18 protein-coding genes are annotated in these 23,442 nt (G+C 43.8%); all 18 read right to left on the bottom strand.

The features are described from left to right. Positions 1–27: 27 nt before the first annotated feature. On the bottom strand, positions 28–1,545 hold the full coding sequence (locus CWS43_RS02630) for a hypothetical protein (RefSeq protein ID WP_101075296.1): 1,518 nt from the start codon (positions 1,543–1,545) through the stop codon (positions 28–30). A 72-nt stretch (positions 1,546–1,617) separates the two neighbouring features. After that, positions 1,618–2,601 (bottom strand): glycosyltransferase family 1 protein, encoded by a 984-nt coding sequence (locus tag CWS43_RS02625; RefSeq protein ID WP_101075295.1) that lies wholly within the window; start codon positions 2,599–2,601, stop codon positions 1,618–1,620. 26 nt (positions 2,602–2,627) lie between these two features. Further along, entirely contained in the window at positions 2,628–3,692 is a 1,065-nt protein-coding gene (locus CWS43_RS02620) for a glycosyltransferase (RefSeq protein ID WP_101075294.1), read from the bottom strand. A gap of 43 nt (positions 3,693–3,735) precedes the next feature. After that, on the bottom strand, positions 3,736–4,953 hold the full coding sequence (locus tag CWS43_RS02615) for a hypothetical protein (RefSeq protein ID WP_101075293.1): 1,218 nt from the start codon (positions 4,951–4,953) through the stop codon (positions 3,736–3,738). 29 nt (positions 4,954–4,982) lie between these two features. Beyond that, entirely contained in the window at positions 4,983–6,362 is a 1,380-nt protein-coding gene (locus CWS43_RS02610) for a right-handed parallel beta-helix repeat-containing protein (RefSeq protein WP_101075292.1), read from the bottom strand. A 49-nt stretch (positions 6,363–6,411) separates the two neighbouring features. Then, the gene (locus tag CWS43_RS02605; RefSeq protein ID WP_101075291.1) at positions 6,412–8,574 is read right to left on the bottom strand and encodes a polysaccharide biosynthesis tyrosine autokinase; all 2,163 of its coding nucleotides are present in this window, start codon (positions 8,572–8,574) and stop codon (positions 6,412–6,414) included. Positions 8,575–8,593: 19 nt separating this feature from the next. Then, positions 8,594–9,028, bottom strand: a complete 435-nt coding sequence (locus CWS43_RS02600; RefSeq protein ID WP_101075290.1) for a protein tyrosine phosphatase — start codon at positions 9,026–9,028, stop codon at positions 8,594–8,596. A 15-nt stretch (positions 9,029–9,043) separates the two neighbouring features. After that, positions 9,044–10,177: a polysaccharide export protein gene (locus CWS43_RS02595; protein WP_101075289.1), complete on the bottom strand. Its 1,134-nt coding sequence runs from the start codon at positions 10,175–10,177 to the stop codon at positions 9,044–9,046. A 269-nt stretch (positions 10,178–10,446) separates the two neighbouring features. Then, positions 10,447–11,877, bottom strand: coding sequence for an undecaprenyl-phosphate galactose phosphotransferase WbaP (wbaP, locus tag CWS43_RS02590; RefSeq protein WP_101075288.1), 1,431 nt, complete (start codon positions 11,875–11,877; stop codon positions 10,447–10,449). Between the two features lie 374 nt (positions 11,878–12,251). Then, positions 12,252–12,938: an EAL domain-containing protein gene (locus tag CWS43_RS02585; RefSeq protein ID WP_101075287.1), complete on the bottom strand. Its 687-nt coding sequence runs from the start codon at positions 12,936–12,938 to the stop codon at positions 12,252–12,254. A gap of 62 nt (positions 12,939–13,000) precedes the next feature. Then, complete coding sequence (locus CWS43_RS02580; RefSeq protein WP_101075286.1) at positions 13,001–13,597, bottom strand: helix-turn-helix transcriptional regulator; 597 nt, start codon at positions 13,595–13,597, stop codon at positions 13,001–13,003. Between the two features lie 956 nt (positions 13,598–14,553). Further along, on the bottom strand, positions 14,554–15,087 hold the full coding sequence (locus CWS43_RS02575) for a flavodoxin (RefSeq protein WP_101075285.1): 534 nt from the start codon (positions 15,085–15,087) through the stop codon (positions 14,554–14,556). Positions 15,088–15,152: 65 nt separating this feature from the next. Further along, positions 15,153–18,677, bottom strand: a complete 3,525-nt coding sequence (gene nifJ / locus CWS43_RS02570) for a pyruvate:ferredoxin (flavodoxin) oxidoreductase (RefSeq protein ID WP_101075284.1) — start codon at positions 18,675–18,677, stop codon at positions 15,153–15,155. Between the two features lie 204 nt (positions 18,678–18,881). Continuing rightward, entirely contained in the window at positions 18,882–19,958 is a 1,077-nt protein-coding gene (locus CWS43_RS02565; RefSeq protein WP_101075283.1) for a sigma 54-interacting transcriptional regulator, read from the bottom strand. 3 nt (positions 19,959–19,961) lie between these two features. Beyond that, complete coding sequence (locus tag CWS43_RS02560) at positions 19,962–21,587, bottom strand: sigma-54-dependent Fis family transcriptional regulator (protein WP_101075282.1); 1,626 nt, start codon at positions 21,585–21,587, stop codon at positions 19,962–19,964. Positions 21,588–21,782: 195 nt separating this feature from the next. Continuing rightward, positions 21,783–22,406, bottom strand: a complete 624-nt coding sequence (locus CWS43_RS02555) for a Fe-only nitrogenase accessory AnfO family protein (RefSeq protein ID WP_101075281.1) — start codon at positions 22,404–22,406, stop codon at positions 21,783–21,785. A gap of 30 nt (positions 22,407–22,436) precedes the next feature. Continuing rightward, positions 22,437–22,940, bottom strand: a complete 504-nt coding sequence (locus tag CWS43_RS02550; RefSeq protein WP_232776632.1) for a pyridoxamine 5'-phosphate oxidase family protein — start codon at positions 22,938–22,940, stop codon at positions 22,437–22,439. A gap of 25 nt (positions 22,941–22,965) precedes the next feature. Next, positions 22,966–23,364 carry a hypothetical protein gene (locus tag CWS43_RS02545; RefSeq protein WP_101075280.1) on the bottom strand — a complete coding sequence of 133 codons (399 nt, stop codon included), beginning with the start codon at positions 23,362–23,364 and terminating at the stop codon, positions 22,966–22,968. Positions 23,365–23,442: the final 78 nt, after the last annotated feature.

The following is a 23,442-nucleotide window of genomic DNA, read 5'->3' as shown; positions in this document are numbered from 1 at the left end:
CCTTTTTAAAAGCAATAACGATTGAAATTAAAATCGTTTTTTTATTAATGCCGATATTCCCTGTCGTTCAACAGAGTTTATAGAAAAAATAGCAAGCATAACGGTAACAAAGATAAAATTAAACGCAGTAAGAATAATTAGCCCCCAGAGATCCCTTGCCAGGTAATAATTAACATAGTGACTAACGACAATTGAAATCAAAGCAACAAAAGCAAGACGTGGAAAATCATTGAATAAAAATACTTTAATACTTATCCCGGTCGCTCTGCTGACAAACATGACCCGAAAAAGAAGAAGAAATGCAGCACACGCTATCCTGGAAGAATACGATACGTAAATAGAAAATCCGGCTGCGTATAATAAAAAAGAGAGTACCAGAGAGGCGATCATAATGGATGATACTGTAACCTGATACGTTTTAAGGCGACCTATTGCATATATAGCGGTTATGTACGGACCAGACAAAGAGTCAATCAATATATAAATAACCACGATTTTTATCAGTTCAACCAGATAAGGTGGAGCCTGGTTCAGCCAGATCTTCACAATCACGTCAGCATCAATGAATACGGGTATTGCCGATATCAGAACAACAAATGCCGTTAGTTTACAGGATAATGACAGAAGTGAAGACACTTCATGTATATGACCAATTGAGTGCTGCTTAATTATTTGAGGGTTGATCGCTGTTTGCAATGTGCCAATAATACGATTAAAGGCGATGAGAATTTGCTCAGCCAGCCAAATTGAACCATTTGCAACGACGCCAACGAAATGGTAAGTAAGCAGTGCGATCCCTTGTGATAGCCCCACGACGCTCAGTGAACCTATCATGGACCACCCGGAGAATGAAAATATCTCTTTAATTAACGCTGAGTTGCCTTTTACTTTTAGGTTAATTTTACAGATTTCTAATCTTCTAATGCATAAAATAAAGTACGTAATAAAAACTAAAAAGTATCCTGCCAGAAGAAATAGTGCGTAGCTTACAATTTTGCTTTCAAAGCTCAGAAGTGTAAAAACAAAAACCATAAACCAGCGCTGAAAAGCATCAAAAACACCTATCTTTGCAAAAAGATCCATTTTTTCACAAGCAATCAATGCGGCCATGAAAGGCGTCTGCATTATCTGGAAAAGAAGAGAAACAACCGATATCTGATATACCCAAAAAACTTCCGTCATTCTATTCGCAGGAACGGTCAGCTTATGAATGAGAAACCACAATCCGAAGGTTTCCGCGACCGCCAGGATTAAAAGACATATCATTAAATGCACAATAATACTGGTGTTAAAAACGTTGTTGCTCCATTCATAATCCTCGCGCCCTAGCCCGACAGATAAAAACCTTTGTGTTGCCAAAGCAGAGACATTTTGGATGAATGAGAAAAGAATAATGATACTGCCAATGACACTGTATAAGCCAAAGTCATAGACCCCCAACGCTTTCAAAACCATACGTGATGTATAGAATGTCACAAACATAATAAGCAACATTCTTATATACAGCATCAGTGTATTTTTGGCCATCAACTTTTTATCAACCACGTAATAGTCTCTTGTGTTAGTGGTTCAATGAACAATAAATCATTTAGGTGATTTTTAGCAGAGCTAATATATTTATATCAATTCTAAATGCGAATTTATTTCGTGAGCCGTCTTTTCCCATGAATAACTATTTACATGCAGTAAACCTTTATTGATTAAATCAGTTCTTAATCTTTCATCATTGTTGACCCGATAAATAGCATCTGAGATTTCATCGATATTTTCAGGATCAACCAATAAGGCTGCATTTCCCGCAATTTCTCCTAAAGAAGTTGTCAAAGATGTAATCACAGGAACACCGCTCGCCATGGCCTCGAGAACGGGCAACCCAAATCCTTCATAAAAAGAAACAAAAATAAGTGCTTTCGCCCCTCGATAAACGTTGGGTAGTTCCTCATTTTTGATGAACCCCGTAAATATCACTCTATCTGAAAGCCCTAACGCTTTTATTTTATTTTTCATGAAATCATTTTCTACCCCTGTGAAAACTAACTTTGTTGTGTGGGGAATCATGGCTTTCTTGAATGCTTCTAATGTACCTACTTCATTTTTATGAGTCTTTCTATTACTTACACATAGAAAATATTCAAATGAATACCCCATATTATCTCCATGGGGGTAAAAATCTCTGGACACGCCATTACCTACGTTGACTACTTTTTCTTCCGGAACACCCGACCATTCCAAAATTCTTTTTTTCGAAAACTCAGAAACTGTAAAGATGTATTTAGCCTTTTTACATCCTCTGAGAATTACAAACCTATAAAATAACCTTTTTGACAAACTAGAATTTTCTGGCCGATCCAGATGATTTAAATCATGAAGCGTGATCACATAAGGGGAACGAGAAAAGAATGGAGGAATATATCCCGGAAAGAATAATACTTTATTTCTAATAAAAATTGTTTTTATCGTTAGTTTTAAAGAGTCTAAAGGGCTAAAAGGCTTGCCTTTGAATCCTGCATCTTCATAACAATTTATTTTATTTGTTTCACAAGCAAAAGTTCCTATACCACCAGAACCATTCCACCTGTTATCAATCAATATTTTCTTCATAAAAAACACACCATGTTGAATTGAAATCAATATTTTGCTTTCAATATGACAGACTGGTTATCAATGAACTCATTAATTTTATCCGCAAGAGCGCTATATTCTACGCCACCAACAGGATATAACGATTTCCCATCAAGATAATCAAGCATGCCATCACGTGCTGGGGCAATTATAGGTATATTCCGTTTAAGTGCCTCAAGCATTATTAATGGTACACCTTCATAATTTGATGGTATAACTAACAAATCGACATGCCGGGCATGTTTCCATACATCCTTCTTCCACCCAAAGAACGTAACAACAACATTTTTTTTCAACCCAGAGGATAACTCAACCAATTTATCATAATCGGGTCCATCACCGATTATATTAAGCTTAATCTGGACACTTCTATTGATCATTTTTAGTGCCTGGATAAGCGTATCCTGACCTTTCTGTCGAAAGGATATTCTTCCTGCCATAAGAATAGTAATGACATCAGTTGATGCATAATCGCTAACTTCCGTAAACTTTGTACCTGAATCTTTAGGCCTATCAACAAAATTTCTCAAAACTTTCACTTGAGCATTTGGGTTTTTTATCTTCAGATCATCTGAAAACTGATTACATATTGTTATGTATTTATCACAATTTTTATAAACATATTTTGCCAGCACATCTTTCACTTTAGAAAATTTACTACCCATTGTTTCAAAACTATGTGTATATGGAATATAACTAACGATATTATCTAAAGACAATCGTTTAGCTGTATTTATTAATCCTGCACCCAGTTCGATATCACCTTGTACTACAACGATAAAATCAAAGAGATGACTTATCTTTCTCAAAAGAGCAGAAGACTGTGCTAAATATTTAGCATTAACAAACGAGTGAATAATTTCAACTTTCCTGTGAAGGACGTTATGTAACTTATAGTCCAATGATGAAATCTGCATTAATTCAATCAGCTTCTCATTATTAGAAGGAACAAAAGAAGATATTTTCACCCCTTTGCCATTCAATTTTTTAAGATGGTTAACTGCCATTAACTCATGCCCTCCTAAAATAGGAGACACAAATAAAACTGCTATTCTTAAATTTTTGAGCATATTAATCTCAAAGTAGAAAAATTTATGCTATGAATACCGTACTTTAATTATTAAGTGGTACAGGATTCCCCTTAATGCTCCAGGCGGTACAGAGTCCTAAAAGAATAAACAGATTGGTTGCCGTAGGCGGAAGCCAATATGCACCGTCAGAGAGTGATGCAGAAAAATAAGCCACAAACGGGAGTATATAAGGAGATTTGATTATTAATTTTAACTTAGAAAATAGAAAGCACGTGTAAAAAACAAGCAAAGGAAGACCAAATATTTGTAATATCGCCACAGGTAAAACTTCGTATATCTCATCAAATTTCCTATTGAAAAAGAGCATACCATTAATCAGGAGCCAAAAATTATCCCCAACCAAATCGAGATATTCATTTATTTTTTCTATTCTCCCACTACCTTGTGAGAGATCGCGGTTAAATATTCTCTCTCTAATTATCTCAGAAAATATATTATCCGTACTAAACACAACCAATAACACGGCAGTAAGGAAAAGCATCCCAAACAGGAAAATTATTACTGTACCGCCTGAGTTGTTTTTTGATGTAAAAAACATCCACAGCAAACCAATAATAAGACCAAGATAAATTGAAACGGAGGCGGTAAGCAACACAACAATGCAAAGAAAAGACAGAGGGATTATTGTTTTTTTGCCATCTACCCGGCTGTTGGCTATAACGGTGAATCCGATTAGTAATAAGTTTGCACCGAATAAATTCCCATTTTGATAAGTCGACGTAGCTTTTAAATACCCGATCCCCCAAATCATATTATTCTTGCCTGCTAAGAAATCAGGAGTTATAGCATCTTGATAGTTTGCTGTTATACCCGGAATTGTAACATTGTAATCACCGAATATCTTTTGCATGAGTGCATAAACAACCAGAATGTAAAATATGAATAAAATATTTCTTTTCCACTCTTCAGGCCTCCTTATTTTCAACGCACCGTAGTAACAAAGAAATGAGAAAAATGATGTAATATAGGCAATGACTGAAGCAAAGCCCAAGTATCCACCACCATAATATTCACTCCCCGTAAATGATAGCTGATTAAATAAAAACATAATCAGGACAAGGATGACGGGAACGAGCACAAATACAAGCTCTGCTTTCCTCTTAAAGACATAGGGCAGACCAGAGACCATGAAATAAAGGCTACTAATCAACGAGACATAGAGAGGGAATCCACCTATTTTCGCACCCGCCTTAGGTAAGGCGAATGTTATGAAAAGTAAAAAATTTCTTAATTTTATCATCTTGTACCCTGAAGAGATAATATATACATTCACTTCTGAATAAGTTTTAATATAACAGCAGGATTTGGCAGTAATTTTTCTTCGATCAGATTGTCTTTTACAAGAGGTCTAACACCTGTATTTCTCATTTCCAAAGTCTTTATATGAAATACAGGCTCACCTGAAAACCATTTCTTGTCGCTATGAATGTTATTCTCTTGTAGAATTAACATACTTTCAGTCGTTAGCGAATTTGAGACATTAACGATAAAATCCCCTTCACGGGGTAATATAGTAAACCCTAAATTATTACCTGAAATTTCAATACGACCATTATTTGGACTTATCAAGGTTATCAATACATTGGTGAATTTATTATTTTTGATCAGCAGTTCACTCACAGAACCATTCTGAGTGAATGAAGACAGTACACCATCACCGATAAAGTTATTATTAATAAATGATATGTTTTTATTTTCTTGCTTTAGCGTCGAATTAAATATCGCAGCAACAATATTTTCCTTTTTAGTGGATATTGATACGTTATTTTCAAATCTGATGTTATTACACAAAAAAAACGTAGCTAATCCCCCATGCCGGAAATCTTTTACTTCATTGTTTATTGCAAAAGAGTTATTGCAACCTTCAAAATCAATCCCAACATCTCTGCCATTATCGAGATAGTTAGATTCTATTGAAACAGAGTCACCCATAGACCCCCAAATGCCTCCGAGCTGGACATTCTTTATGTTGTTGTTTTTGAATCTCAGTTGAAATGCTTTTCTTGCGTTGCCAACCGCCCCATTTTGTTGCGGATTTGAATCCCCCCCCCAAAACATCATTCCATGATAATAACCATCTATAATGCAATGTTCACAAGCAGATTCTTTGGTATAGTGCAATTCAATAAAAGCTCTCCTCGTGTTTATTATCGATGAAGAGCCTTTACATCCTGTTATGTTAATACGCGAATTAAGGTCACCGTCACTGATCAAGTCATAACTTTTCATCACATCTGACACAACCAATCGGCACCCCTGGCAGATAATTTCATTTATTGATATATCCGCAGAGTGATTTACTATTTTAATGACATCCACAGTATCGTCATCATAATAAAAAACACCGCCGCTAACCTCTATATCACTTTTCCCATCGATTAAAAATATACAAACTTCGCCACTACCTGTTTTATTCACTTTGAAAACGGCGTCTTTTGAAAATGCGACTCTGCTGTTTGACTGAAGTTGTATAGACGCAGCATCAATAACGTAATTCCCTGCAGGGATATTTACTGATTGACCTGAGGAAATTAGATCCAGTAAATGTTGAGTTATATTGAGAGGCTTCCCCTCCTCTGAGGCTAGGGACAACCGCCCTTTTAGCCCCAGAGTCAGCAAAGTTAAGGTAAGGAAACTTCGCCTATGCATATTTTAACCTTCTAATTTACAATACCCTTAGAATTAAATGCATAATATTCTATTTGTTAGATGCACTGGTATATTCATAACCATAATAATTATAGTAACTACTATGCCGTTTTATAATACCATTCAATACGCACCCGGATATATTCACGCCGCTTTGCTCGAAACGCCTCATGCTTAATTCTATATCTTTCGTCGTTGTCTCTTCAAACCTGGCTACGATCAAGCTTGTTCCAGCAAATCGACCGATTATTGCAGCATCTGTTACAGCAAGTATTGGCGGCGTATCAATGATAATTAAATCATAATTTTTAGTTGCCCATTTGATAAAATTCTCAAATCTGGTACTCATCAGGAGTTCCGCAGGGTTTGGGGGTATCTTTCCTCTCCCTATAAAATCAATATTCAAATTTTTAATTGGTTTTATGACATCTTCGTAATTAATGTCTTTCGCAAGAAGATCCGAGAGTCCTATGCTGTCTGGGAGACCCATGACTTTATGAAAGAGGCCTTTACGCATATCACCATCGATCAATAAGACTTTTTTCTCGACCTGTCCCATAACAACAGCCAGGTTGGCACTGATAAATGATTTTCCTGCTCTTGGGTTTGGCCCGGAAATCATTACGACATTATTATCGGATTCCATCATGGCAAAATGCAAACTTGTTCGCAGGCTTCTTATTCCCTCTATGGCAATATCAGTAGGGTTATCAATAGCCAACATTTCTTCAGCCCCATTTATTACATTTTTATTTTTTTTGCTTAACATTATTTTGGCATTTTTCATCATCCAATCAGAGTTAGGGATGCTTGCATAGACATTTAATCCCAGGTTCTCCAGTTGCTGAGGTGTTTCAACGCCTTTATGCAAGAATTCCTTTAACACCACAATAATGACAGACAACACCAAGCTTAAAATAAAAGCAATTGCGACAATGATTATTTTTTGCGGTTTGACTGGCTTAGTTTCTGTCACTGCATGGTCGATGATTCTGACGTTGCCAATAACACTTGATTTAGCTATTTCTAGCTCCTGCTGACGATTTAGCAGTTGCATATAGACGGCACGCCCGGATTCAACATCGCGGCTCAATCTCAAAACTTCCTGCTGGGTCACAGGCATAGCAGATACCTGTTTACTCAGTTTATCTTTCTCATCTTGTAGTGTTTTACGTTTTTCTAAAAGAGCTTTATAAATAGGGTGCTCTTTTGTATACAATTGAGAAATTTCAGCCTCTCTGAATGTTAATTGGTTGAGTTGATCATCTACATTAACAATCTGATCGAGTATTGATTTGGCTTCCAGAGAAAGGTCAATAGAATCCTTTTCGCGTCTATATGCGTTCATTTTATCCTCGGCATTGTCGAGATCTGAACGTACTTTCGGTAATTGGATTTGTAAGAAATCTAGACTCTTCTCATTCTGTGCTGCTTGTCGGGCAATATTCTGAGCTAAATAATTGTTACTCACGCTGTTCAGTATCTGGGATATTTTCGCAGGGTCGCTTCCCATCAATGTCAGTGTGAGCATCCCGGTATCTTTCCCTTCATCCGCAACTAATATATTTTTTTGCAGATCACTAATCACATCCAGCTTATTTGAATATTTTGCCGAAAATTTCGTACCAGGTTTCGCATCTATTCTGTCGACTAAAATAGAAACCTGCGGGTTATCTACGAGGACACCTACCTGACCATTGTAGTCATTAGAATCGACGCTAATTGTGTAATGCATTTTATCTATGACTGTCAGGGTGACTTCTGGTGTAGCAGAACTGTGCTTAGGTATAAATAGCTTACTTACTTTAATGCTTTGATTTTCTTCACCCATTAAGCGGGAAATGCCTCTTCCGAAGATCGGAAAATACTTTTCCGATACATCAGCTTGAAGATTAAGATCATCAATTGTATCACCAAGAATCATTCTCGATTGTAGCAATGCTATTTCAGGTTGTGATTGCGGCTGGGTCTCGGGCAAAATCTGGCTAATGCTGTCAAGAATGGCATTACCTTGTTTTTGCTCAACCTGGATTAAAGCATCAGCTTTGTATATTGGTGTAGCCAATAATGTATATATAACAGCAAGTATAGTTATTGTCACCGTAATGCTGACAACCAGCTTATAATGGTCTAATAGCGCACCAAACAAGCGATTTAAATCAAACTCTTTCGATTCATTATCATGTGGAGTAACTGAAATTGCTGACCGCATGCGTTAATTCCCTGATTAGTTATGTACTGAGTTTATCAACCCAATACTGACAAGCTTGGTCAATTAATCGAAAAACAAACTCAAATGCCTCCGGCCCCTTCATGTAAGGATCGGGAATTTCTCTTTTATCCATCCAATGTCCAAGCAACATCGTTTTCCCTCTGCACTCTGGGTGGTTTTTAGTGATGTATTCGATATGTAATCTTTCCATGACTAAAATAAGATCATATTTTTGCATTTGCGTGAAGTTAAATTGTTTTCCCTTATGACCACATAAGGATAGCCCGTGTTTTTCAGCAACAGCTATTGCTGAGACATCCGCATCCTTACCTTTTAGCGCCTCTATTCCTGCCGAGCTAACATTCAGCTCTGGCAGGTGACTAATTAAGATCCTCTCGGCAATCGGCGAGCGACAAATATTACCTGTGCACACCACCAAGACAGAGTCAAACATATTAAATCCCAGTTGTTACCAGTTGTTAATATAACGAATGGCCTCAATGGTATTATGCACACCAGAGATGGTCGGCACGATTTGCGATATAACACGGTTCCAGCGGACAACAGGCGCAGCCGTCACATAGACAATATCGTAAGGTCGCAATTGGAATTCCGTACCCATCACCATTGCAGATGCATCTTTCGCATTCAGCTGATAGACATTGGCGATCTTTCCTTGTTTATCCCCCTTCAACGCGCGGATAACAAATATCCCGGTCGCATCGGCCATGCTCTGGGAAACCCCTTCTGAGCTCCCCAACGCCTCAGCAAGCGTCATACCGCTACGGTCCATTTTGAGCGTGCTCTGTTTACCCACCTCGCCCATCACAAACACTTTCAAATCGTCATTGCGCGGTACAAAGAGGATATCCCCGGGATAAAGCAGCCTGTTCTGAGTCAGGTCCCCCTTTTGCATCAGGGCATGCAGCGAGATTTGGCTATCTTTACCGTTGTGGTTCAGCACGACATTACGCCAGTCAGCATCCGGCGCCAGCCCCCCTGCGGCATTGATTGCATCGATAATGGTCAATGGGATATTCGTAATCGGTTGCTGGCCCGATTTAACGACTTCCCCTGTCGTATAAATTTTCTGAGACCGGAAAGCCGCTATGCTGACATCGACCTGCGGGCTTTCAATATACGTTGCCAGACGATTGCTAATTTCACTTCTGACTTCACTGACCGTTTTTCCGGCTACTTTTAATTTACCAATATAGGGATAAAAAATTGTTCCATCCGAATTAACCCAGTTACCCGTATCGCTTGCACTTCTGTATTGCCCCGCTGGCGTCGTTAACTCCGGGTGATCCCATACCGTCACCATTAATACATCACCGACGCCAATGCGATATTCATAATTTTTTAGCTGAAGGTCTAACTGCGGGTTAGGGCGTGCCGTGACCGATTCAGGGCGAAGGCTATCTACCAGAGAGGGGGTCAGGGGATAAATATTGACTAGCTTATCAATATTGTAGTTATTATCAGGCTGTTCTACGACGTTCTTCCCCGTCGTATTAAGGTGCTGTCCAGGAATGACAGTACAACCACTTAACAATCCCAATGTTGATACCATTAGCGAAAGACTCAAAAAACTATTTTTCATTATATCACGTCATCTATAGTCAGGTTTAATATCTGCCAGTCAGAGTTCTCCCCACTCTAATCCGACAGTCTCAATTTCTTATTCCTGTGTGTAGATAGTAAGAAAAACTAAAATATTTTCATGCCGCAGTATTCAGATAACCCTACCTGAGGCATGAAGATATTAAAATCGAGGAGAGAATAGTACTGAGAAAGATTGTCATCTTATGAATAGTCTGAAGCTTGGCATATCGGCTTCAAAATATGATGATAGAAAATGATTAAAATGAATCAGTAAGCTCCCTCTTTTCTCAGTACAACACCGACGGTCTTAAATAAAATGGCAATATCATTCCACATTGACCAATTTTTTACATACCAGGCATCAAGGTAGACTCGCGTTGAATAATCCACTTCACTGCGACCACTGACCTGCCAAAGCCCGGTCATACCCGGTTTGCTGAGCAGATAATACTCCACCTCATCGTAATACCGCCCAAGCTCAGCGGTAATGATTGGCCGTGGGCCGACCAGGCTCATCTCCCCCTTCAGAACGTTAAATAGCTGTGGCAGCTCATCCAGACTGGTTCTGCGCAGGAAATTGCCAATAGGTGTAATGCGCGGGTCACTCTTGAGCTTGAACGTCAGATCCCACTCCTGGCGTGCTTCCGGGTTCGTGGCTAACAGGTTTTCCAACACCTCTTTCGAGTTGATTACCATCGAACGGAACTTCAGGCATTTAAACGGCTTACCTGACTGACCAATCCGCTCATGCCCGTAAATTGCCGGGCCGCCGTCCTTTCTGACTTTTCGGCTGATATAGATGAGCAAAGGCGAGAGCAAAACGATAATCGCCAGAGAAGCAACAATATCAAACAACCGTTTGGTCACGCGCGAAGACCATTTCGCCAGATTCTGGTGCACACGAAAAATCATCACCTCCTGACTGAAGAGGAATGACATATCCGTGTTATCCAGCGGCATACCTCGCAGGGTCGGTATCACCGAAACCGAACGGTAGCCGTTGATCATAAATACCCGCAGCCACGCATTACGGATGCCGCTTTGATGCGATTCTACCGCCACAATAAACTGGGTCTTTTTATCGACACGGGTCCGTACCCAGTTTTCGTCAGAAGGCATAACCGCCACGCCCTCAATCGTATCGCCGGGCTGGTCGTCGCGCTCACTTGAAATGAATCTGATGACACGTAATCCCAGATTCCTGTCGCTCTTTATCGCACTGTAAGCCTCTCTGGCGTTATTGCCGCTGCCAATGATAATCGCATCCCGTTCCCACAGGCCAAAGGAGTCCAGCGCCCGTTTGGTCATCATCCTTGCCAGCGGTACCAATACCAGTACCAGCATCCAGGTCAGCACCCACAAATACCGGGAGAAGTACCATTTAGCAAACGCGATCACCGCAATTTCGATCAAAGCAAAAATTAACAACGTACGAAGTATTTCTTTCAGTTCGAACCAAAACGTCTTGCGATAATAATAATGCCTTAACCTTAAGTGGAACCACGCTACACAACAAAATGCTAATACACTGTGCAGTGCAATCCATCCTGAAGTTTGTGCATCGGGAATACGTTGTTCAAAGTGTGTCATCGCGCCACTGAGTATCCACTTTGCCAGATACAGTGAAAGGGTGAAGCTGAGAAAATCGGATAAAGCGAGTAATAAGCTCGCCCAAAGGTTCCTGGTGAGAAATGTCATATACACCTCACAGTAATTAGCGATAATTATCACCGCCCCATGAGTTGCAGGAAGTGATTTTTATGATGATTAATATCATGTCGAAGAGAAGGTTCTCAGCATCAGTCTTTTTAATGAAAACATAAAACTATCGCTGATTAACTTACGTCGCGAGAAGAAATGCGTAATTATTTTACATTCTGATGTCTTCCTTAAATTTTGCTACGCTACCGCCCCTGGTTTACGGCCACCAATATGCCCTATCAAACTCAAATAATAATTAACGCAATCACCCCTCGCCGTAATATTTCAGGCGATATATATTCATAAATTTATAATAACGAAGACACTAACAAACCATGTTAGTGATTTCATCACCATAAATATTTACGTCATCAAAAAAAAGACTGTATTAATTCATCCTGACAATAAGGGTTCCACAAGGCCCCTTGCATTGCCCGGATATTACTGCCGCTTAAATACTCAAGATGCTGTGAATTTTCGACACCATTGACTATCACGCCTGAGCAATACGGGTTGAGATGATCTATCATTTTTCTAAGTGAAATGGTTCCCTGGTGTTGCCAAAAAAATACCTTGCTAATTTTTATATATTCAAACCTTTCCTGCATGACCAGAGTGAGGTTGGTTTTTCCTGCTCCAAAGTTATCCAACCACAGCGGGCAACACGCTGACAGAGACTGAAGCACCAGCCGCCCGGCTCCGTTACTGAACTCCGGAAAATCTTCGTTAACCTCCAATCTGATATAGCAATACTGTTGGAGCATTTTTCGTATTGCCTGATTATTGGTTATATGAACAGCGATTTCATAGTCGATATTTATCGATAATAAAAATTTATTATCGATAAACACTCTTTCATTCACACAAGCGATAGTTAGCTGATCATAAAATATCCTTATTCTCTTTTCCGTTGCCAGATTATCGTCATAATCACTTGAGTTTATTAGGCTTTCATTACTTTCTATTTTCCTGACCAGCTCAAAGCCCAGAAAGACTCCGGCGACAGAGACAATGGGTTCATAGATATAGCCTGGAAAACTCCTCTTCACCGGATGCATCTACTCCCCCTGAAAAAATGCGATTCAAAAAATGCGATTATCGCTTAGAAAATAATTATTTTTTACCTGACAATTCTGTTTCCCACAGTATGTTTATGCAAAAAGAACAAAGCCGAGCTGCTGCTCGCATCAACGCCTATCTTTCTTAATGAATTGCATTTGTGAACGCTTATGGTCTTCACACTGAGCTTTAAAATATTTGAAATGCTCGTGACTGACAGGCCGGACATCATCATCACTAAAACTTTTTCTTCCATTTTCGTAATATTGTAATTAAACGACTCCTTGTTAATTGCGATGCCCTGCAGCTGGATAAACTGCTCGACCTCACCGGCTATTGCAGAAAGTGTTTTCTTCTTTTTAAGAAACTTAAACTCTTTTTTTAGCAACAGTTCCAGCATCAATACATCGACCGCAGAAGATACAATGAGGATCCTCTCCGGGTCTAAAACATTCAAATTCTCTCTCAAAAACTCGTAGCATTTATGGAAACCACCGCCTGATGGGTCGATGATCAGATAATCTTTTGTATAGAAGTTTACCTCATCATCCTGATCAAACGAGATGACACCGTTAACGTAAGGTAGCTTCTTGGAGATTATTTCTTTCAACGCCAATTTGGTAAATTGGCACTCACTCCAGATTATTACCCGAGGCATTGGGCCGCCTAATCATGTGGGTTTAAAAACGCTCAAACTCTGCCCCGAAAATCCAGGAAAGAATAAAGCACTCTCAGAACAATATAAGAAAAACGAATCATTAAATTCGTCTTAAATCATATTTAAACCTTTTCAGTAACTGTATGTAGAGTAATACGCAGCCGAAACTCTTCAAATCGTTTTTCTCGCTCATAATCACACCAAACAATAGGTTTTGCCGATCGATTTACACTATCTTATCGTTAAATTCATCACTCTTTACTAGGCGAATTCCTATGCAAGCTAGTTATCACCCTCGGAAATGTGAGCTATACGACGCTTTGACATTAATATCCGGTAAAATCTAAGAACTATCTCATTAAGAATACCTCTCATTCACAGTGTTTCATTTGAACACTGATCTACCTAAATCTTTACATTAAAACAGGAGAATACTCTATTTTGAGAGTAAATTTAGCTTTAATTTTTTACCAAAAATAAACACTAAAACACCATAAATAGGTTATTTTCTGAAAAATAACGCAGGAATACTAAACTATTGGTTTTTTATACACAGATATGTATCTTAATTAACTTTTTCCTTTATCTTTAAAATCTCTAAGAGATATCTTAATAAGATGGACTAATAGCCTAATGGCCGATATTTCAATAAAATAAAGGCAATTATCCGATTTTTACGGGCTGAAGCTATAAAGAGTTATCTTAAATAATCACAGACCAAATGTTAAATATTTCACTTAAGTCATGCTTTATCGCGTTCACTTGCAGGAGGTTATCAAATAACAGGGATAAATAATAAAAAACGTCGGGCAGACAACAGTCTGATTGACGAATAAAAAACGAGGGAATAAAAATGCGGGCATGTCAGTCTGAAAACGCAGAGGCGTGTGAAAGATCTGTAAAAAGACCAGCCTTTTAGCTGGTCTTCAGATGGCGTACAAATGCTATTTTCTCCGTCAGAGTACAGCTTGCTTAATCTTCTCCAGCCAGCTGTCTATGCGCTCTTCCGTCAGATCATATTGATTTTCCTGATCCAACGGCAGGCCGACAAATTCATTGCTTTCCAGCAGCGCGGCGGAAAACGAAAACTTATAGCCTTCACGCGGCCAGTTACCGACCACGCTGGCACCACGCGAAATAACGAGGTCATACAGGATGCGCATAGCGCTGACAAAATTTTTGGAATAGTTAAGCTGATCGCCCAGCCCAAATAATGCCACCGTCTTACCGGTCAGGTCAGCTTCTGAAAGCGTGTCTGTAAACTCCTGCCAGGAGTCATACTGACTGCCGGCGTCGACACCCGGCAGCTCGCCATCCCCCAGCGTTGGCGTTCCTAAGAGTAAAACCGGGTAGGACAAAAACTGTTCGCTGGTGGCGCGCCTGACATCCAGAGGAGCATCAGCAATCCCGTCCAGTTTCTGGTGAATAAGTTTTGCGACTTTTCTTGTTTGTCCGGTATCAGACCCAAAAAAAATACCGATTGTAGCCATAATCATCTCCTTATATATCATAGGTTTATTAAAACGTTATCGCCATTACGACCCGCCGTTTCCACTCAGGATGACGCGAGTTTTTTATAGCCCTCGCGTCTTTCGCGTGCGTCGTCTTCGGTCTTTTTAAACAAAGATTCGGCAAATTCCGGGTACTGTTTTTTAAGCGACGAATAGCGCACTTCGCCAGACAGAAACTCCTGGAAATCCTCTTCAGGTTCATCTGAATCGAGGATGAACGGATTTTTACCCGTCTCCTTTAGCTGAGGGTGATAGCGGTAGTTTGCCCAGTATCCGGCTTCGACAGCGCGTTTGGCTTCACGCTGGCTGCATCCCATACCAATACGCAAACCGTGGTTGATACAGGCCGCGTAGGCGATGATGAGTGAAGGCCCCGGATACGCCTCAGCTTCAGCAATCGCCCGTAATGTTTGATTCCTGTCAGCTCCCATCGCAATTTGTGCGACATAAACATAGCCGTAGCTCATCGCCATCATTCCCAGATCTTTCTTCCTGGTTTTCTTGCCGTTGGCGGCAAACTGCGCAATGGCGGCAGCCGGTGTCGATTTAGACGACTGACCGCCGGTGTTTGAATACACCTCGGTATCAAACACCAGAACGTTAACGTCCTTGCCTGATGCCAGCACATGGTCCAGCCCCCCGAAGCCGATATCGTAGGCCCAGCCGTCTCCGCCAAATATCCAGTGAGAACGTTTTGCCAGATAATCACGGTGCGCATAAATACTGTCGGTATGCGGGTTTTTCCCTGGTGTTTGCCCGGCCAGAAGCGCCACGACTTTTTCCGCCCGCTCGCGGGTGCCTTCGCCCTGATCTTTATTTGCCAGCCAGTCACTCAGGCAAGCGGTGAGTTCCGTATCCAGCGGGGCTTCCGATGCATTATCGAGTGCTGCTTTAACATGCGTTGCGAGGGTATCGCGGACGGCATCAACCCCCAGCAGCATCCCGAGGCCAAACTCAGCGTTATCTTCAAACAGCGAGTTAGCCCAGGTTGGCCCCTGCCCTTTATGGTTAGTGGTGTAAGGAATAGAAGGCGCGCTCGCGCCCCAGATGGAGGAACATCCGGTCGCATTGGCAATCATCATTCTGTCGCCAAACAGTTGTGTCACCAGCTTGGCGTAAGGGGTTTCGCCGCAACCGCCGCAGGCACCGGAAAACTCCAGCAGAGGTTGTTCAAACTGGCTGCCCTTCACAGTGAATTTGTTTTGCGGATTGGCTTTTGGTGCCAGGCTGAGCGCATGTTCCCACAGCGCAATTTCATGTTCCTGCGATTCCAGCGGTTGCATCGCCAGCGCTTTGCCTTTTACCGGGCAGACATCGGCACAGTTTCCACAACCGGAGCAATCGAGCGGGGAAATCGCGAGGCGATACCAGGCATTTTCAGCGCCGCTGGCCAGTTTGGCGCTGAAACCTGCCGGTGCGTTTTGCATTTCTTCTTCAGAAATCAAAACAGGTCGGATAGCCGCGTGCGGGCAGATAAAGGCACACTGGTTGCACTGGGTACATTTGTCGGTCTGCCACACGGGTACATTAATCGCCACACCGCGTTTTTCGTAAGCCGCCGTGCCGGACGGAAACGTCCCGTCTTCGATGCCGTTAAACATGCTGACCGGCAACGAATCACCTTCCTGCCGGTTCATCGGGATCAGAATATCTTTGATAAAGGCAGGCAAGGTTCTGGGTGACACGGCTTTGTCTTCCAGATGCTTCCATGCCCCGGGTACGCTGACCTGCACCACCGATTCAATACCGCTGTCGACGGCGAGATTGTTCATATCCACAACCTTCTGGCCTTTATTGCCATACGCATGCTCAATACTTTGTTTCAGATATTCCACGGCGCGGGCCGGTGGAATAATGTCAGCCAGCTTAAAGAAAGCGGATTGCATGATCATATTGAAACGCCCGCCCAGCCCCAGCTTTTGGGCTGTCCCGACGGCATTAACGATATAAAACTGAATATCGTTTTCAGCAATAAAGCGTTTCATGGCGACGGGCAGTTTTTCGTCCAGCTCCGCCACATCCCAGCTACAGTTCAGCAGGAAGGTTCCTCCCGGTTTCAGCCCTGCCAGCAGGTGATACTTGGTGACGTAGGATTGTTGTGAGCAGGAAATAAAATCGGCCTTGTCGATCAGATACGGGGATTTAATCGGGTTGTGACCAAAGCGCAAATGCGACATCGTAACGCCGCCGGACTTTTTAGAGTCATAGGCAAAGTAGGCCTGCGCATACATATCGGTTTTGTCGCCGATAATTTTGATGGCACTTTTATTAGCCCCGACGGTGCCGTCAGATCCCAGCCCCCAGAATTTACAGGCGGTCGTTCCGGCAGATGACGTGTCGAGATCACGGGCTGAGCGGGGCAACGAGGTAAAGGTTACGTCGTCGTTGATCCCGACGGTAAAACCATCACGAGGGCGTTCGGAAGCCAGATTATCGAAGATAGAAATAATGTGGGAAGGCAGAATATCTTTACCGCCCAGCGCATACCGGCCACCGACAATCACCGGACGCCAGTCGCTGTTATAAAACGCGCTTTTCACGTCCAGATACAGCGGTTCCGCCAGTGCCCCCGGCTCTTTGGTCCGGTCAAGAACGGCAATATTGCTGACACTTTTGGGAATGTATTTGAAAAAATGCTTCAGGGAGAATGGCCGGTAAAGATGCACCGTCAGTACGCCGACTTTCTCACCGCTGGCGTTAAGATAATCCACAGTTTCCTGAATGGTTTCACAAACAGAACCCATCGCGATAATCATCCGGTCAGCATCCGGCGCACCATAATAGTTGAACAGGTGGTACTCACGGCCGGTGAGTTTACTGATTTGGGACATACAGGACTCCACCATTTCCGGCAGAGCCATATAGAATTTATTTGATGCTTCCCGCTCCTGGAAATAAATATCCGGGTTTTGCGCCGTGCCGCGTATAACCGGATGATCCGGATGCAGCGCATTCTGGCGAAAACGCGCAACGGCATCCCAGTCCAGCAGCGAGCCTAATTCCTCATAATCGAGAACTTCGATTTTCTGAATTTCGTGGGAGGTACGGAAACCATCAAAGAAATTGATAAACGGGATGCGCCCTTTAATGGCCGTCAGATGCGCGACCGCCGCCAGATCCATGACCTGCTGGACACTGCTTTCCGCCAGCATAGCGCAGCCGGTCTGACGGACAGCCATGACATCCTGATGATCCCCGAAGATATTCAACGAGTTGGTTGCCAGAGCACGCGCACTCACATGAAAAACGGCCGGCAGCAGTTCACCGGCAATTTTGTACATGTTAGGCGTCATTAACAGCAGCCCCTGCGAGGCGGTATAGGTGGTCGCCAGAGCACCGGCCTGTAATGCACCGTGGATGGCACCGGCGGCACCGGACTCAGACTGCATCTCCATGATTTTCACGGTCTGGCCAAACAGGTTTTTTTTACCCTGCGCGGCCCATTCATCGACACTCTCGGCCATCGGAGTCGAAGGGGTTATGGGATAAATCGCGGTAACATCCGTGAAGGCATAAGACACATAGGCTGCTGCCGTATTCCCGTCCATGGTTTTCATTTTTCTCGGCATGACTCACTCTCCGGCTCGACGTTGCTCAATTCAAGGTTTGAGTGAGGATAAAAGCATGGGACATGCCAGACTGAAAAATCAGTCTAATACGCTGAATTAGTTAAATTAATTTGATTATCCTGCGAGAGGTGTCTGTAGGAATTGAATGCTTCGGCACACTTTTGTTAGCAACTTGTCGGTACGCTGACATTATCCGCACCGGTTTCAGAACTTTTTCACCTCAATTTGCAGTTTTTCCAGAGCGTAATAAAGCTGACGCGGAGTGATGTTCAGCAGGCGCGCCGCTTTAGCTTTTACCCAACCACTTTTTTCCAGCGCAACAATAAAACGGTGGCGGATCGCGTCATGGTTAGCGAAACGGCCTTCAGTGACCGCCGCCGGTAAAAGAACCTGCGGCAATGGTGCGCAGGGATCCCAGGTCATATCCGGTTCAGGTTTTACAGGGATGATATGGCCCTTTCCCTGCGGATACCCCTTCATCTGCCGGCTGTAGTGGCTGACTTTATCGTTGAGTTGCTGACGCAGGCACCGCTCACCTAAACACGGCAATTGCTGGATTTCATCCCCTTCCCGGTTCAGCACGGCATATTCCAGGCAGTTTTCCAGATCCCTGACATTCCCCGGCCAGCGGCATAAATACAACGGGGCCAGCGCATCGCGGGTGATCGACAAATTGAGGTGATTTTTACGGTTAAAACGTTGCAGAAAATTCGCCACCAGTTGCGGAATATCGTCATGACGATCCCGCAAAGACGGCAGATTAATGGTGGCTACGTGTAAGCGGTAATAGAGTTCCGGCAAGAAGCTTTCCTCTGCCACACTTTGCTCCAGATTCCGCTCCGTCGCGCAGACAATGCGCAGGGAACACGGAAGCTGGAAACGGCCATCCAGTGAGCGGTATTCGTCTTCCAGCAACAGGTGCAGCAAACACTTTTGCATCGGGAGGCTAAAATGCCCGATCTCACTGAGAAAAAGAGTTCCGTGGCGTTTCTCCGCTATTCCTGCCGTTTCCTGTTGCTGCTGCAATAAATTTAGCAGCGTCTGCTCGCTGGCCGCATAGTCGCAGCTCCATTTAATAAATGGCCCTGCCGCACAGGCGGACTGCGCATGAATCGCCCTCGCAATCACATCCTTGCCGGTCCCCGGCTCGCCCCGCAGCAATACCGGTGATGACATCGGGGCCAGACGCGCCGTTTTTTCCATCACCCGCCGCATTGCCTGCGAATGTGCAACAATTTCGCTGACCTCATGTTTGCTGTGGGAAGACTTATCTCTTGCCATCGGTTAATTCCCGTCCCCGCGATACTGTTTATAGTCCAGCTGATATTTGGACATTCGGATCCCCAGGGCGCGCCGTGTAGTGCACAGCTGCGCTGCCGCTTTGGAGATATTTCCACGATGTCTCACCAGCGATTCGACAATGATGTCGTATTCGATTTTCGCCAGACGGGCCTCAATGCCGGTCATCGCTTCAGCGTCTGTACCAAAAACCGGCTGCAGATTGATTGGCAAATGATAACTATGAATAAACCCTTCCTCCGCCAGCAAGACGGCGCGTTCCATCATGTTTTCCAATTCGCGCACATTGCCCGGCCAGTCGTAGCTGAGCAGCAGGTTTAACGCTGGCGTGGAAATCGTCGGTACATCCACATTCTGCTCACGGGCAAAATAGGCATTAAAATAGTCGGCAAGGATCAGAATATCGTTGCCACGATCCCGCAGCGGCGGGATGAGCAGAGGGAAGACGTTCAGGCGGTAAAATAAGTCTTCACGAAAGGTTCCTTTTGACACCATTTCGCGCAGATCGCGGTGGGTCGCGGCAATAATGCGCACATTCACACTGATGGTTTCATTGCTGCCAACGCGCTCAAAACAACGCTCCTGTAGAACACGTAACAATTTGGCTTGTGCGGAAGGCGACAATTCCCCGACTTCATCCAAAAATATCGTGCCGCCGTTGGCCTCTTCAAAGCGCCCGACCCGGCGTGAAATCGCACCGGTAAAAGCGCCACGTTCATGGCCGAACAGTTCGCTCTCAATGACGCTTTCCGGCAAAGAAGCACAGTTGAACTTCACGAAAGGCCCTTGCGAACAATGGCTGTGATAATGAATTGCGCTGGCAACGCGCTCTTTACCGACGCCACTTTCGCCCAGGATCAGAACCGTGGTACGCGCCCGGCTGACCTTTTCAATCATCCGGTACACCGCCTGCATTGCCCGGGAATTACCGATAATATCGCTGGGTTTAAATTTTTCCGGCAGCGTGCTGAGCGCACGTTTATCCTGTTCCCTCAGGGCTTTTTTATGCGCACCTTCCAGCAGATAGAGCTCTACCGCCTGCGCAATCGTGGCCGCAATAATGCGCAGCACTTCCAGATCCAGATATAACAGCTGATCGTTATTGTAGAGTCGCTCAATACTGACGGTTCCCATAACTTTCAGGCCACGAACGATCGGAACACAAATAAATGAAAGATGCTGATCGCGGGTTTTATCCCAACTGCCGGTCCGGTTAAGAAACAACGGGCTCTCACCAATTAACGGCACAATGATGGGCTGGCAGGTTTCCACGACTTTCCCGGTGACACCTTCGCCCAGGTAGTAAACGCCTTTTTCAGCTTCCTCTTTCGATAAGCCAAAACTCTCATGGATAAAGATCTGATCACAGCTCGCATCATACAAAGAGATGATCGCACGGGTGACCTGGAGGTGTTTTTGGGTGAGCTCCAGCACCAGCTTCAGCGTTTTGGACAACGAACCTTCGCTGCTGACGACTTTGCTGACCTCCGACAATAAAGGCAGCAATTCGGAACGACACTCGCCCAGACGGCAGGTGAATGATAACGGTTCGAATAACCCGTGATCAAAATCGCCGGTTTTTTCTTTCTCCAGCTTGTGGATCCTGTTCATATTCCCGAGCTCCGTCGCAATGAGGATTAAAAACTATTGCAATAACAAGGCCAGATCGACACGAAGGGGGAATAAAGCTAACCATCTGATTCAAAATAAAATAACCCGCCACGTCAAAGCATGACGGATTATTTTGTACGAAAAGGAACAACGCTGCGCAACGCTGTACATTTTGGAACAAAGCCAGGAAAACGATCAGGACGACGCGGGTGAGACAACAGCGCTGATGAGCCCCTTGTCATCGGTTTGCGTTGCGACCCTGAGTTGCAGGGCTGGCAGTTCACGCGCAAACCATTTAGGCAAATGATCGCAAATAACCTCGACCTGACGAAACGCCCGGCTGGTAAAAAGCGGTAACAGGATCTGCTTTGACGTCATTTTCACATCACTTTTCAGCGCCGTGATCAGGTCAACATGAAATTCTCCGGCCTGCTTACCCGGTGTAATAAATGCGGTTGATAAAGCAGGCAATGCTTCAACCTCCTGACGATGCGCCTGCTCGCGAATAGCATCCAGGCTTCCCGACAGCGCCTGAACGGTCCCTTTGTCCTGCCAGAGCTGGACGCCAAGGCCGTCAAACCAGGCGATCTGCGCACCGTGAATTTTCTGTACCACCAGATGGCGGCAATCGCGGATGGCCTCACGCAGTTGCCAGGTTTGCTGGCGGATTTGCTGAAGATCGGTGTCCTCGCTTATCTGAAAAGGAATTTCATTCACTGGCAGCCAGACGCCGCTGTTATCTGAAAAAAGTGTGAGATTACCGGCTTCAAATAACGTGGCAATCTCCCCACGCAGATTGATAAATACCGCAATTTTCATCAGTCACTCCCGTTTAGCTGGCTGAAAGCCTCATAAACCGTGTGATTTCCCTTTTATCGACAGAACGTTAATCCGCGTCACCAGCGTCGCTTTTAAATTGGCTTGCGGATATTCAAATTTCTGATCGGTAAAACCTGCCACGATCCTGTCCAGTACCGCAGACTTTTCCTGCATATCTTCGATAAATTCAGCTTCGCCAAACCCGATAACCGTGCGGTGGCGTGCTTCAAAATCACAGATTTTTTCATCTTCAACGACGCCGTGATCAAGAGAGATCGCAAAACTCACCTTATTGTTCTTCTTCAGGATGTTGATCTTGGTGCCGCTTCTTGCAGAGTGAAAATAGAAGGCCTCGCCGTCCCAGGCATAAAACACCGGCACGACAAAAGGCACGTCATCGCTGGATAACGCCAGATACATGACTTTGCCTGCCTGAATAATTTTCTCTATTTCCTGCGGATCGGTGATTTCCCGTTCATCCCGACGCATCGCGCCGTGGGGATGGCCTTGCGGCATAGTTTTGGCGCTAAACAATGGATTATCCTCAAAATTAAATAATTCAGGCCAGCGACTCCGTCAGAGCACAAAGGCGATTACAAATCGTCAGAATCGATTCTTTATCTGACACACCCGGAGTGCCGTGGTGGTAGTCATCGACGGAGCAAATGCCAAAGATGGTGTCCAGCGCGAGAATGCTGGCGCTCAGTGACGGCTCTAGTGGCATCACCTCTTCAACGGAAGAAAGCAGGCTGGCGTAATTGTGATTAAACGGCATGGTGGCGTAATGCGCACAGATGGCAATCAGGTAACTTTCCACCGCAATCGCCGCCACGTTAAACACCAGGCTGACAGCCTGTTGCTGGTCAGAAAATATTTGCGCCCGCCGGTGGTAGCCAAGGGCATCCTGATAACAGCGGGCAAACTTTTTCTCGTCACTTTCAAACAGGTGTTTAGACATTTTTCCGGCTCCGGTCAGGTGGGTAAACCGGGGAAATCCCCGGCCACTTAACGAACGTTCTTTTGCAGAAAAAACACA

The sequence above is a fragment of the Rahnella sp. AA genome, from assembly GCF_002834385.1.
Lineage (GTDB): Bacteria > Pseudomonadota > Gammaproteobacteria > Enterobacterales > Enterobacteriaceae > Rahnella.
This window is presented reverse-complemented; position numbering and strand designations above follow the sequence as displayed.